Here is a 13,889-nt window from a genome sequence, read left to right as displayed (position 1 = left end):
CGCCTGAGATGTCAGATCCACGCGAAGCGGACGCGCCGCAGCCTCGGTCTCCGCAGCCTCGGGATCGTCCTCGATGCCGAACGCCGGTAGTCGCAGCCGCCCGCCGGCCGGCACATCGCCAGCATCGAGGTCGGGAGGCAGATCTGTCTCTCCGATCCCGTACGCGCCCGGATCCACCGGCCGGCCGTCCGGCAGGACGAACACGTCGTCCACTCGACGCGGACGCCGGGAACCATCGTCAGGCATCGGCCTGCTCGCCTGCCGGCCCACTGGCCCGGCCGCCCCCGGCGCCCTTGTCGCCGGCCGAGCCGGAAACGGCGAGGCCGTCCCCCGGCAGAACCACCCGCACCGGCGGTTCCGCGGGCACCACACCCGTGTTCTCCGGCACCTGGGAGAGCCGGTGGACCTTCCTCCGGGGCCAGCGGTTCATCACGATCGGCGACGGCTCGCCGTGCCGCGCGGGCGGCGGCACCGTCGCCGGATCATGGATGTCGACGCCGGTAGGCTCGCCCCCGACCGGCACGGCCACCGGGCCGCGCACCGGATCCAGGTGCGCCGCCCGGGGCGGAAGCGGGGTCCGGACGCGGCGTCCGGCCTCCGGCCGCCGCCACACCGACTCGGTTTCCCAGCCCCCGGTCTTGCGGTCGTAGTCCCCGACCCGAATCAGCTCGGTGACCCCGCGCCCGCCCCCCGGCAGCCGCTCCTGGTGCACGACGTAGGAGAAGGCCATGCCCACCGACTTGCACACGATGTCCCAGGGCAAGGCGTCGCCGGCCTGCGCGGCGCACGACGCCAGCCGGACGAGCGCGTCGACGGCGTTGTTGGCGTGGATGGTCGTCAGGCTCCCGCCGTGCCCGGTGTTGAGCGCCTGCAGGACGTCCTGCGCCTCCTCGCCGCGGATCTCCCCGATGACGATGTGATCCGGCCTGTGCCTCAACGCGTGCTTGACCATGTCGCGAGCGGTGAGCTGGTAGCTGCCCAGGTCGCGGGCCTCGAGGCGGACGCAGTTGCGCTGCGAGACGCGCAGCTCGATCGTGTCCTCGACGACGAGGATGCGGTCCTCGTCGGGAAAGAGCTGGATGAGCGCATTGAGCAGCGTCGTCTTGCCGCTCCCGGTCCCGCCGGCGACGAGCACGTTGCCACGCCCGCGCAGCGCCTCGGCCACCACGTCCAGCACGGGCTGCGGCAGCGAACCCATGCGCACCAGGTCCTGCGCCGTGAACTCGGTCTTCGAGAACCGCCGGATGGTGACGCACGGATAGGGCGTCGCCGGCTGGACGCACAGCGCCACGCGCGAGCCGTCCGCCAGACGCGCGTCGACCAGCGGCATCTTGTTGGCGTTCTTCCCCAGCGGGCGGGTGATCGCCATGATCAACCCCTCGACGTCGCGCAGGGACTGCTTGCCGTAGTCGGTCTCGTGGAGTTGGCCCAGCCGCTCGTAGAAGACCAGCACGCCGTGCTTGCCGCTGACCACCATGATCTCGGTGACCGCGTCGTCCTCGAGGAGCGGGGCCAACGGCGGGAAGTACGACGTCAGATTCGCGACCGCGATCTGCGAGTGAACCAGTGTGAGCACGAGACCGACCCGGCGAAGGCGCCCGAACGACGGAAGGCTAGCGGCCGCGGGCCGGCCGGGCTGGCCGGCTCAGAGATCGCCCCGCTCTCGCGCCCGGAAGTAGGGCAGATCGCGCGGCAGGAAGTCGGGCTTCAGGTAGACCCGGTGCGCGTCGCGCACCCTCCGCCCGTCGAAGATCTGGCACACGGCCTGACAGGTGTCGAGCAGGCTCAGATCGCGCGGGTGGAACAGCGGCTCGCGCTTCTCGGAGTAGGACTTCGAGATCCCGGCCGACGCCGTGCCGCCGCCGACCTTGCCGGTGAGCAATGAGGCGAAGGCTCTCCCGGTGTTCTCGCTCAGGGAGAACGACGCGCGCATCCGGTTGACCTGGCCGAGCAGGTCGGAGGCGGTCTTCTGGGAGAAGTCGTCGCCGAGCGAGAAGAAGATCCGCGAGCGCAGCGTCTGCAGCAGCGCCCGCCATGCCTCGCCCTCGCCGAGGACGGCCTTCAGCGACGTAATCGACTGCGTGGCGACGATCGGGATGCAGCGCGATTGGCGCGTCAGTGCGAACGCCTTCTCGTCCCCGCCCGGGTCGTCCTCGCCGCTGGTCACGAAGGCCTGGTACTCGTCGCAGACGAAGACCGCCGGCCGCCAGTAGAACGGGTCGCCGCCCTTCTCCCTGACGCGGGCCTCGTCCTCCCGCATCCGCTTCGGGCGCAGCAGCAGCGTGCTGAGCCACGCCTGCTTGAGCATCACGCCGGCGGTGCGGGCCAGCGCGGGATTGGCCCCGCTCGGCATGTTCAGCGCCAGCACCCTCCCGGACTCGATCAGCTCGTCGAGAGGCGGCAGCAGGCGCTCGCGTTCGGCCGGCGTCATCTCCGACGGCTTCCGCGGACAGAAGATGCCGGCCGTCTCGGGCACCACGAAGATTCCGAGAAACACGGACAGGCCCGCGATGATCGACGAGCGCAGCTTCTGGTCCAGGCGCAGCCACTCGGTGTGGTACCAGATGCCGATCTCCTTCGTCAGGAGCAGCTCGGCGCCGCTCGGAGCGCTGACCTTCTGTTGGCTGAACGCGACGGTCTCCGGCTCCTTGGACAGCTCCCACCCGAGCGCGTTGAACTCGACGTCGTTGAGCTTGGCGACGTAGCGCCCGCGCGCCAGCTCCCAGTCGGGCAAGTCGAGGGACCCCTCGTCGGCCCCGTCCGCAAGCAGACCGGCGGACGGGGTGTAGGGAAGGGTCCCGTCCGGCTTCGGCGGCAGCCGGGCGGCCTCTTCGACATCGGCGCGCGTGACTCGAATCCGCTTGATGCGTTGCTCGTGCTTGACGAACAGGTGCTCCTCGATCTCGACCGTGAAGGCGTACTTGTCGTACGTCTGCCGGTGGTTGCGGCTGACGAGCTCTCCCAGGGCCTCCTGGTCGAGCATCGCGTGATAGATGTCCGCGAACGTGAACCACGGGTCGGGGAACGAGCGGTGGATCTCGATGATCCACCGCATCAGGTTCACGTAGGACTGCTGCCAGAAGGGTTCCTTTCCCTTGCCCCACAACTGGGTCATCACCGAGGCCACCGTGTAGGCGAGCGAGTAGCTGTCGATCCAGGGAGCGTGCATCGGGTTCCACTGCCAGCCGTTCTCGGCCAGCGTGATCTCCATGTAGTCGTCCATCCGGCCGCACTCCTCGAGCATCTCCTGGACCTGGTAGCAGAAGTCGCCCTTGACCTCCAGCAGCAGCATCGCGCAGCGCTTTTCCGGACTGTCCTTCTGCCAGTGGAGAAGCTGGCGGGTGAAAGGCCGCATGCACGAGGTGGTCTTGCCTGTCCCCACCGCGCCGAAGATCGCCAGGCCCGTGTAGAGCCCCTTCTCCGGGATGACGCACCACTTCGGATGAGAGGCCTCGCCGTAGCGGGTCTTGTGATGCACCTCGCCGATGACCACGGCGGGACCCTCGTCGTGCGGGTCCAACGGCCAGGGCGGCAGCTTCCCGCGCGTCCGCATGTCGACGAGCCGCTGCATCCAGACGCTTATGACCGCCTGCGCCACCCGCAGGGCGATGAAGAAGACGAAAGCCGGACCGACCACCGACAGGAACCGGAAGCTCCCGTAGAGGACCGGCGACTGCGCCCTGACGATCACCAGAATCGGATGCGCGTCCGGGTCCGGTGCCGGCAACGGCTCGATCAGCCACGAGGCCATCCCGACGATGACCGCCGCCGAGAGTTGCGACGGCAGGCTGCGGCTCACGAGCCCGCCCCCCGCAGTTCGGAGTAGGGCGCGTTCGCCACGCACCGGCTCACGTGGTGCCGGATCTCCATCGGCGCGGCCGGAACGGCCTTGACGAGCCGATCGACGCGGCGGAGCGCGTTCTCGTAGGAACGGCGTACGCCGTCGGTCCCGCCTTGCGCGGCGAGGATTTCCGCGTCCCGGAACTCGACGGCAAGCTGCAACACGTAGCGCCAGACGCCGTAGACGAGCGCTTCCTCGTCGGCCCGCGTCGGGCCCTGCCCCTGAATCAGGTTCGGCAGCGGCGTGTTGTCCTTGACCGCGACGACGACCGTGACCCGAAACCCCCGGGCGCGAAGCGCCTGCCACAGGCGGCGATGGGTCCTGCAGACCTGCGGCAGCGAGCCGCCGCCGGCATGCGGAAACGGAACGACGAACACCACGTTCCAGTCGCCCACCCCCACCGGAACGTGGTGCACGAACGGCACGCGAACCGTGGGGGCCGCATTGTGGCGGCCGCGGTAGTCGCGCGCCGGCAGGACCGACTCGGGCAGCCGCAGCGAGCGAAAGAGCGCCTCGCGCGCCTGCGAGAGGCAGTACCAGGTGTACTCCGGGTGCTCGACCATGTAGTCGAACGCGAGCAGCCGCTGCACGCGCCTGTCGGACCGCTCGTCGTCGTTGCGCGCGTAGCGGCAGTGCGGCAGCCCGAGGACCCCGTAGAAGTGGCGCGAGCAGAAGTGCCCGTACCGGGGCTCCACCACCTTCCCCGGCAGGCAGCGCGTGACGGCAAGCGCCTTGCGCCGACCGACAGGCTGGTACAGAGGCTGCAGGAAGTGCATCCGGAACGATTCGCGTTTGCGCTCGTCGCCCTTGTCCGGAAACGTCTTCCAGTGGCGCGAGAGCCACTCGTCGACGTGATCGCGCATGAACAGCCCGCCCAGATGCATCACGAGCGCCGCGAAGCGGGCCTGCAGGGGCTCGACGCCCTCGTCGCAAAGCGCCTGCACGCGTGCCGGCTCCACCGTCGGCGGCCTGCGGTCCGGGTCGAGATAGGGAGAGGCGAAGGGAACGGACATTGCGGCCGCCGTTGATCAGGGAGACGGCGCAGCTCCGACCACCGCCTCCTCGGACTCCAGGTACGTGATGACGATTCCCAGCGGGTTGATCAGGACCGACTCGGGAGGCACGCTGTCGGCGAAGACGAACTGCAGCGACAGAATGACGCCGACCCGGCCGATCTCGGTCTCGTAGAAGCGCTCTACCCGATCGAAGAAGACCTCCGCGCGGAAGGGCGGCTCCGGCTGCGGAATGATCCGCACCGAGATGTTCTCGACGTGCTGCTCGGGGAGCTGGCCCGCCGACGCGACGAATTCGGTCAGCTCGGCCCGATCGCGGGCCAGCGCCTCCTGGGACAGTTGCGGGGTCAGGAAGTGGTGGCTGAGCTGCCAGCGCTCGGCGCCGAGCCCGTGCCGCCGCGCATAGTGGTTCGTGACGAACGTCGTGAGGAAGTAGGGAACCACCGGATCGCCCTGATCCGCCGTCGCGCGGTCGACGTTGTAGTCGACCACCTCGGCGCGCCCCACCTCGTCGACGCGCACGACGAGCGGCGCCGGGGCCGGCTCGGACAGCAGGAGGACGACCGCGACGACCAGTATCAGGGTCACCAGCGCGAGGAACACCGTCATCGCGCGGAACCAGCGCCCGGCGTGAATCGACTCCGACAAAATGTCGGAAAACTCCTCGGCATGTGTCGTAGGCGGCACGACCCCACCATCCCCTTGGCGACCGAACCCGACCAAGCCCCCGCACCGAGGGCGATGCGCCGGAAGTCTACCGACGGCCTCCGACCGGCCGGTACAGTCGGATCCCACAAGGGGATCGGAAGCGCCGGGATGCTGGTACGGACACGGGCGGCCCGTTCAAGAAGAGCAAGTCCGGACGAGCAGCGGGGCAGTCATGCCCGGGGGACAGGCAGTAGCTCCCTGTAGGGAGCCAGACGGCGCAAAACCGCCGGGTGGCGGAGCTTCTCCATCGCGCTCGACTCCAACCGCCGAAGGTCGTCGCGGCTGACACCGAGCTCCTTCTCCAGGGGCTTGGAGACTTGCCGGCGGTCGAGGCCGAAGCGCCGCAGCACGACGCGCCGCTCGCGGGACGTGAGCGCCGCTTCGAGCACCGTGTCCACCGCCGCGCGCAGCTCCAGCGCCTCGGTCGACGCCTGCGGATCCGGCGATGCCGGGTCCTCGATCCGGGTGCCGACCGTATCGGAGTCCTCGAAGCTGTTGTTGCGCAGCGGCTCGTCGAGCGATTGCTCCCCCTGCGGCACATGGACGATGCGCTCGACCATGTCCTCGGAGAGCGACGCGTAGGTCGAGACCTCCGCCGCCGAGGGCGGGCGGTCGAGTTGCCGGCCGAGCTCGAGCTCGGCGTTGCGGACCCTCTGGGCGGCTTCCTGCAGATGGCCGGGAACCCGCACCGTGCGCGACTGCTCCATGAGCGCGCGCGTGATCGCCTGCCGGATCCACCAGGTGGCGTAGGTGGAGAACTTGAAGCCCTTGGTGGCGTCGAACTTCTCGACGGCCCGCATCAGGCCGATGTTCCCTTCCTGCACGAGGTCCGAGAGCATGAGCCCGGAAGCGGGCCGGTGCCAGCGATGGGCGAGCTTGACGACGAGCCGGAGATTCGCCTCCATCAGCGCGGCGCGCGCGACCCGGCCCGCCCGGGCGGCGGCCTGATGACGCCGGCGCAGCACCAGCAGGACTTCCGGCGGGTCGGGAATGCCCTTGGGCGCCAGCCGCGGATCGCGCCGCTCGACGAGCACGCGCCCGAGGGAACGCCCTGGGCCGTCGAACCGCAAGTGCACGGCCCGGGAGGTCATCCACCGGTGCCACGCCAGCTCCACCTGATCGCCGGCGCGCGACCAGACGGCCCGCGCGGGTCGCAGGGCACGCACCGCCCGCGAGACGCGCACGCGGGCCCGATGGAGCAGGCGCAGCTCCGGACCGGACACCGAACGGCGGCCGGCGCGCCGGCGCGCGAGGCGGGCGGACAGCCTGTCGAACCCGCGAAGTTGGGCCTCGAGCACCACGATGCCGACGCGCAGGCGCTCGCGGGCCTCGGCGGCATCGTCCGCCGTGGGCTCCAGCCCCGGCGGATCCACCACCCGCCACACCGAGCGCTCGGAAGTGAAGACCGTCCGAACGAGATCGCGGATCCAGGACGCGGCGACGATGCTGCGGCTGAGCGCGCGCACGACCTGGGCGTCGGCGCGGCTGATGCGCCGGGCGAGCCGCACCTCGCCCTCCTTGTCGAGCAAGCTCCGCCGGCCAATCTCGCGGTAGTAGGCGCGCGTCGGATCGAGACCGCGGGCGGCGGCCGGGGCGATCCGGCCGACGTCGGCCGACAGGTCGTCGCCCGCCACCTCGACGCCCGCCACCACCAGCTCCGACACCATGTGGACGACCGCCTCGTCGCGGACATCGGTCCCCAGCGCCTGTGCCACGTCGTCCAGGGTGAGGTAGCCGTCGCGCTCGGCGGCGGCCGTCAGTTCCGTCAGAACGCCTGTTGTCCCAGAGTCAGCCACGGATGATGCCTCCCCCGACAAGAAGCGAACGTCCAAATCCGCCGACACATCCCGGCGTCGGCCCATGACGACGAAACCCTAGAGCTTGCGCTGACCGACCGAGAACGGATCCCTGCCCTCGGTGATGGCCTTGTGCTCGAGCCGCTGGAAACGGCCGATGCGCTCGCCCCACTGGCGATAGACGGCGAGCTCCCGCTCGGCGCTCGAAGCCTGGCCCGCCTGGCGGTACATCTGCCGCAGGGCGCGGGTGGAAGCCAACTCGCGCGCGGTGCGCTGCGCAACCGTGCTGCCGGTCCATCCGGCGCCGCTCCCGGCGCCTCCCGCCGCGGCGCCCGTGGCGCCGGCGCGCCTCTTGGCGGCCTCGATGGCCAGCCCCGCCTCGCCGCTCATTTGAGCGGGCTGCGGGATGAAGCGCGAGGTCGCCGCCCGGGCGCCGGCCAGGGCCTGGCCGACACGCCCGGCGAGCCCGGCCCCGGGCAGGGCGCCGCCCGACAGCAGCGCGCCCGACAGGGAGCCGACCTGCAGCGCGGCGAGAAAGCTCATGACCAGGGTGGGGAAGCCGCCCAGCAGCAGCGACAGCGAGAACTCGGCCACGCCGGCCGCGCCGCCCGGATCGGCCGGGAGCGGCAGGTGGCGCAAGCGCTCCAGCGGCGTGACCAGCACGACGGCGACGACGGCGTAGAGCGCGGCGGACGTGATCATGTGGAAGGTCGCCTGGATGAGCGCCTTCAGCCAGCCCCAGAACAGCCAGTCGCTCTGCGGCAGCAGAATGAAGGGGATGAAGATCGGGCCGATCAGCGACAGCAGCGAGAGCGACGCCATGCCCCAGAGGTACTGAGCCATGATCATCCAGTAGATGAGCCACATCGCCAGCAGGCCGAGCCACTTGATGGAGGTGACCATGAAGATGCGCATCTGGTAGGCGAACCAGTCCTCGGACACCTGCCACGCGCTCCATGCGGCCAGCGCGGCGCCGGTGACGCCGCCGGCCACGGCGCCGCCCACCGCGCCGACCAGCGTGCCGACGGGCCCGCCGACGAAGGTGCCGGCCCCGGCGCCCACCTTGCCGCCCGCGCCGGCGCCGACGCCGGCCCCTGCGAGCACGGTCGCCGCGAAGGCGACCCCGGCCGCGCGGGAACTGAAGATGCTATCGGCCGTGCGGGTCTCGGTATTCAGATCGCGGCGCGCGGCGCGAACCGCCTCCAGGAACACGTCGTCGGCCGACGCGATCAGGTCGTCGCCGATGACCTGGCCCCCCTGGACGATGAAGTGGGCGAAGCCCCGGTTGTTGCCGCCGAGCACAGGGGTGGGCGAGTAGTAGTTCTCGAATACGAACCAGGCCAAGCCGAGCAGCATGACCACCGAGACGAGCCGGCCGATGTCGAACCAGCCGAACTGGATCTGGATGCCGGTCCAGACGACCAGCACGATGGTCAGACCGAGGAACCACCCGCGCACCTCGGGGACCACCTCGTTCTCGGCGTGGACGAGCGCGCACTGGTAGGCGTCGGTGAGCGCCCGGCGGGGATCGCCGAACCACCCGGCAGGCCGGTCGGCGACGGCCTGCTCGGTCTCGGCCAGGAAGCGGCCGGGCTCGGCGAGGCAATCGCCGAAGTCCTGCGCCGCCACCGGTGCCGGCGCGGCGGCGAGCAGGAGCCCGGCCAGGGCGAGCCGCCGGCGCCGGGCCCCGATCACTTCCCGCCCCTCGTCAGGACGCTCATCACGGCGCGTCCCCGGTCCCGCGCGTAGCCGTAGCCTCGGGCGGCGCCGTGGGCGGCGCCGAGGCCGGCGGTGCCCGCCTTGCGCACGTTGGACTGCAGCGCCTCGGCACGTCCCGACAGGCCGGACGACGGCATCGAGCCGCCGCTGAGGATCATGGCGGTCAGCTCGGAGACCTTGCCGGCGGCGAGCCAGGAGACCACCGCCAGCGGCAGCAGCTCGAAGATCATCGAGCCGCCGTCGAGCAGCATCCCCGGCAGGGACTGGTCGCCGGTCGTACGCTGCATCTGGTCGAGGCGGTTCACGTAGCGCTCGAACGGCGCAATCATCAACGAGACGACCAGCGCGAATACCGCGCCGCCGACCATCAGCTGGACGGTCGACGAGACGAGGGCGCGCAGCCAGCCCCAGAAGATGAAGTTGGTCTGCGGCAGCAGAATCCAGGGCACGAAGACCGGGCCGACCAGCGTGGCCACGATGAGGCTCAGATAACCCCACAGGTACGAGAAGTAGGCGACCAGCATGGGCAGCAGCCCGATCGCCACGAGCAGGACGAAGAAGACGAGGTAGACGAACCTCTGCAGCCAACCCTCGACGAAGCCCGGGTCGTCGGTGTCCTCCGACTCGGTCGCTTCCTCGTGGTCCTCGGCCGAGGCGCTCGCGCTGAGCAGCCGGAAACCGGACTGGACGACCCCCTGAGCGCGGGCCCAGGCGGTGCGGACCATGTTGTCGGAGAAGTCCTCGCCGAGCGAGCCGACCAGCCGCGGCAGCGACTCGTCGCCCCAGATCGCGGCGCCGCCGGTCCCGGTGCCGCCATAGGTGGACAGGATCATCACGGGAAAGCCGGCCAGCAGCACGGTGCTGATCACCTCGGTGACGTCCCAGCGGCCGGAGAACATGATCTGGACACCGGTCCAGACGACGAGAATCACGAGCAGGCTCGCCAGGATGGGCAGCGCATAGGTCGGCGCGATGTAGGCCGCCCCGAAGGCCGCCGCGCACATCTGCGCGTTCTGGAGGAAGCGCCTGGGCGAGCTGATGGAGGCGAAGCCGGGACCGCGGGCCGGATGCCTCGGATCGTTGACGTCGGTCGGGTCGTCGCGCCGCAGGCAGTCGGAGAACGCCGCGGGCGTGTTCAGGGAACCGGGCGGCACGGGTGCCAGATCGGGCAGCGGCGCGACCGAGGTGCCGGTCCCCTGCGCGTGGGCGGCGGCCGGCACGAGCAGGAAGCCGCACGCGAGGGCCGCGGCGGCGCGGGCGACCGGGGACGGACGGGACCCCGCACGCCGGCCGAGGCGAACGATGGCCCTACCCGCCGAGAGCGAGCTGCGCGCGGAACAGGGCGTCCGGGTCGACGTTGGCAAGTGTGGTCCCGTCCGTGGCGGTAAGGCTACCGGCCTGGCACTCGTTGTAGTACGCGTGGGTGAGGGCGCCGCAGGGCCCCGGAGCGGTCGAGCCGCGCTCGACGCGCTCCATCCGGGCGCTCTTGGCGCGGCGGCCGAGGTCGACGGCCAGATCCGCATGGCGCAACGCCTCCTCCTGGGCCAGCGCCGCCATCTCGAGTTGCGCGGCGAGCTGCAGGGTGTCCGCGATCGCGGCGGCCACGCGAATCGTCAGCGCCTCGGTCTCGGAGAGATGATGGCCGTCGTCGCCCGGGCCGCCGTAGACGAGATTCGCGTCGGGGTTCGGGTTGCAGTCGGCCCGCAGGGCCTGGAGCAGAACCGTCGGCGGCGGGTCCCCGGCGCCCGGCAAACACGGCGAGGCGTTGCCGACGGCGGCGAGTCCGCCGGGCACCAGGAACCGGCCGGTGGCCGCCGACGCGGCCGCCGGCGGATCGACGGAGACGAACTGATGCGCGGCGGTGCGGCCCGCCTCGACGGTCGCGAGCACCCGCCGGGCGGTCCAGCGCGAGCGATGGTAGTTCTCGCGCAGCCGGCGGTACAGGTGCTCGCCGTTGCGCCAGCGGTCGTAGACGTCCCGCAGCACCTGGCTCGACGGGCTGTCCAGGGCCGTGACCAGCCCGTTCCAGCCAATACGCACGGCGTCCTCGTACCCGAGGTGCCGCAGGCGCTGGACCTGCCCCTGGTAGAACGGTATGCGCCAGCGCACTTCGCGCACCGGCGCGGGAACGAAGGCACGCACCACGTTGCACGCGCCCACCTGGGCGGCCGTGCGGCGGTAGCACGCCGGGTCGGGGGCGTGGTGATAGAAGAGGTCCGCCATCCGGTAGGGACGCCGGCCCCCGCCGAAGGAGGCGAACCCGGAGTTGAGCACGGAGAAGTTGGCGATCAGGCCACCGGCCAGGTTCGTCCTGTCCTCGATTATCCGCGCATGCTTCTCCCACGTGTCGACGACGTTGTTGATGGTCAGGACGAGCTTGTCGAGGACCGCCTGCCACTGGGCATCGGCGCGCCCCGGAAGGGCAAGCAGGCCCACCCCGGCGACCAGGAGAACGACGAGCGGCCGGATACGCATCGCGCACACCCTTCCCATCGGAACCACGCTACGGGGTAAAGGTGGCGAAGACCCGGTCGCTGTTCATCATCGCCTGCAGCACCTGGTCGGTGTCGTCAGCGACGGGGATGCAGCGGCCGTTGCCGCCCGAGCCCGTCTCGTCCGGGAGGTAAACGTTGAACGGGCTGGCCGCGATGCCGCCGAAGACGCCCTCGCCGTGCAGGCAGTCGATTGCGTGCACGGCGCGCTCCTGGTAGCGGCGCTGGGCCGCCTCGGCGCGCACGCGCGACTGTTCGGCGGACTCGACGGCGGCGGCGGTCAACTCGAGCTGCGCCGCGCGGAGCCGGCCCTGCATGACCGCGATCTGGGTCAGCATCGTCTGCATCTGCGTGTGGGACGCATCGGCGTCGGGCATCCGTTCGGTCACGAAGCGCAACTGCTCGCGGACGTGCTGCAGCATCCCCTCGGTACCCGTCACCGCGACGGTGCCGCCGGCGCCGTCGGGCACGTCGAAGGTCTCGCCGAGGCCGGCGGGAGAGGCGCCGTCCGGCGTCGTCATGCAGGGCGGCAGGGCGCCGCCGGCCGGCGAGCCGGGCGTGACGTTCTCGCAGCCGCGCCATTCCTCGAGGATCTTGTAGGCGCCGGCCACCGCGGCGCGCCGCCCGGCGGTCTCCTCGACGTTCGCCTCGTCCGATTCGCGAAGCAGCCGGCCGCGGGCGCGGACGCTGTCGTCATGGGCCGCGCGCAGCTCGACGACGTGCGCCGGCAGCTGCGCGGCGTTGGTCTGCTGGACGGTGACGACACGCGTGGCCGGGTCCACGCTGATGCGGGTGGTGCCGTAGAGCGCCTCGGCGGCGGCGCCGTACGCCGCGTCGAGCCGGGCGTGCACGCGCTCGATCGCCGTCTCGGCGAGCACGGGCTCCAGGCAGAACGCCTGGTCCGGATCGTCCACGTTCCACGACGCCCCGGCCGCGCAGGGGCGGACGACCTGATTGACCGGACGCGTCGGAATCGGATCCGGACTCGCCGGCGGATTCAGGTACGGCGAGTAGACGAACGCCATCGAGCGGTCGATGGAGTCGAAGACCGTCGTCAGGCGTCCGGTCAGCGGCGCCAGCTTGCCGAGCACGTGCGCCCGCGCCTGGTCGCGCTGGTTCTCGACGAGACGCTTGAGCGCGATCGTCTCGGCCACCAGCGCCCCCATCTGCTGTGCCACCGCAACGGCTGCCGGGTCGAAGAACTGCGCGTGCAGCGGACGCACCGAGGCGGCGGCGGCGCAGACGACGAGCGCCGCGGCAAGCAGGCGGCGCGCCGGGCGCTGCAACCCCGGCCGGCGCGGCGGCCTGACCCCGGCCGCAAGGACGAGGCGCGCCGCACGCGCGCGCACCGAAACCCGATCCGAGCTGGTCACGAGACATCCCCCTTCCTGCCGCGCCGTGCGGCAGGCGGAAGGATAGCGACGCGCGGCCGGCCGAGCGTCCCGCTCAGCGGGGCTCCCACGCCGCGTAGTCGGGGACGATTACGTCGGAGGTGAGCCGGATGTTGACGCGGTGGCCGGCGCGGATCGTTACCTCGGGACGCCGGTTCATGTAGTGGGAGAGCAGTTGCAGCGACAGGTTCGCCATCTGCTGGGACATCGTTCCCATCAATTGCGACCCCTGCCCGGCGGTGGACAGCCCGGCCAGCAGCCCTATGGCCCCGGCGGTGCCGAACGTGCTGACGTAGTGCCGGTTGACCTGATCGCGGAGCGAGGTCTCGCCGACCGAGTTCAATCCGGTGAAGTCGAGCCGCACCCACCGTCCGTCGGGGAAGATGAGACGGTGGAACGAAACCGCCAGGCGGTCCTGGAACGGTCCGGTGACCGACCCGGACCGGCCCAGAGCGACCGTTCCCCGCGGCACGAGCACGCGCTGGCGGTCCCGCGAATAGACGTGGCGGGTGATCTGCGCCGAGATCGGACCGGAGTACGCGCCCTGGATCTGGGTCTGCAGCGCGGCCGGCAGCAGCGTGCCCTCGTAGAGGCGGCTGTGCGCGCCGTCGTCGGGCGTGACGACGACGCCGACCGCGTCCCCGCCGTCGGCCGAAGGACCGAGCCTGAACCGCCCGGCCGCAGGCGCGGCGCCGGCGCCCGCATCCGCATACCGCGCTGCGGGTGCGCCGTCTCCCCGCGCGAGATCCGGCACCGAGCCGTCTCCCGCGCCGGCCGAAGCCGGCGGGGCCGGCCGCGGCGGGGCGTAGCGCGGCGGCGCCTGCGAGACCGGGCCGCCGCGCGGCCCCGGCCCCGGCGCCGGGGGGCCGAGCCCCCCCCCGCCGGCGGGGGGGGGGGGGGGGGGGGCCGCGGGGGGGGCGGGGGGGCGG

The 13,889-nt window shown here is 71.4% G+C and carries 8 protein-coding genes and 3 pseudogenes; 2 read left to right on the top strand and 9 right to left on the bottom strand.

From position 1 onward, the window contains the following. Window positions 1-238: 238 nt before the first annotated feature. From F4X11_19495 to F4X11_19460, 8 genes and pseudogenes are all read right to left on the bottom strand, one after another. Window positions 239-1,576: a hypothetical protein gene (locus tag F4X11_19495; GenBank protein ID MYN67186.1), complete on the bottom strand. Its 1,338-nt coding sequence runs from the start codon at window positions 1,574-1,576 to the stop codon at window positions 239-241. A 69-nt stretch (window positions 1,577-1,645) separates the two neighbouring features. After that, the gene (locus tag F4X11_19490; GenBank protein MYN67185.1) at window positions 1,646-3,799 is read right to left on the bottom strand and encodes a type IV secretory system conjugative DNA transfer family protein; all 2,154 of its coding nucleotides are present in this window, start codon (window positions 3,797-3,799) and stop codon (window positions 1,646-1,648) included. Continuing rightward, window positions 3,796-4,854: a hypothetical protein gene (locus tag F4X11_19485; GenBank protein MYN67184.1), complete on the bottom strand. Its 1,059-nt coding sequence runs from the start codon at window positions 4,852-4,854 to the stop codon at window positions 3,796-3,798. The genes F4X11_19490 and F4X11_19485 overlap by 4 nt, the downstream gene beginning before the upstream one ends. Window positions 4,855-4,869: 15 nt before the next feature. Continuing rightward, window positions 4,870-5,649, bottom strand: a complete 780-nt coding sequence (locus F4X11_19480; protein ID MYN67183.1) for a hypothetical protein — start codon at window positions 5,647-5,649, stop codon at window positions 4,870-4,872. A gap of 83 nt (window positions 5,650-5,732) precedes the next feature. Next, entirely contained in the window at window positions 5,733-7,424 is a 1,692-nt protein-coding gene (locus F4X11_19475; GenBank protein MYN67182.1) for a sigma-70 family RNA polymerase sigma factor, read from the bottom strand. 906 nt (window positions 7,425-8,330) lie between these two features. Continuing rightward, window positions 8,331-8,714: pseudogene (locus F4X11_19470) on the bottom strand (hypothetical protein). A gap of 335 nt (window positions 8,715-9,049) precedes the next feature. Continuing rightward, window positions 9,050-10,297, bottom strand: a complete 1,248-nt coding sequence (locus tag F4X11_19465) for a type IV secretion system protein (GenBank protein MYN67181.1) — start codon at window positions 10,295-10,297, stop codon at window positions 9,050-9,052. Window positions 10,298-10,385: 88 nt separating this feature from the next. Beyond that, on the bottom strand, window positions 10,386-11,552 hold the full coding sequence (locus F4X11_19460) for a hypothetical protein (protein ID MYN67180.1): 1,167 nt from the start codon (window positions 11,550-11,552) through the stop codon (window positions 10,386-10,388). A gap of 456 nt (window positions 11,553-12,008) precedes the next feature. On the opposite strand from F4X11_19460, the pseudogene F4X11_19455 reads away from it, so the two are divergent. Next, window positions 12,009-12,116: pseudogene (locus F4X11_19455) on the top strand (PE family protein). 899 nt (window positions 12,117-13,015) lie between these two features. Here the strand turns inward: F4X11_19455 and F4X11_19450 are convergent. Next, window positions 13,016-13,714 carry a TrbI/VirB10 family protein gene (locus F4X11_19450; GenBank protein ID MYN67179.1) on the bottom strand — a complete coding sequence of 233 codons (699 nt, stop codon included), beginning with the start codon at window positions 13,712-13,714 and terminating at the stop codon, window positions 13,016-13,018. A gap of 76 nt (window positions 13,715-13,790) precedes the next feature. On the opposite strand from F4X11_19450, the pseudogene F4X11_19445 reads away from it, so the two are divergent. Then, a pseudogene (locus tag F4X11_19445) lies at window positions 13,791-13,889 on the top strand (RDD family protein).

The organism is Acidobacteriota bacterium, assembly GCA_009861545.1.
In the GTDB taxonomy this organism is placed as follows: Bacteria; Acidobacteriota; Vicinamibacteria; order Vicinamibacterales; family UBA8438; genus WTFV01.
This window is presented reverse-complemented; position numbering and strand designations above follow the sequence as displayed.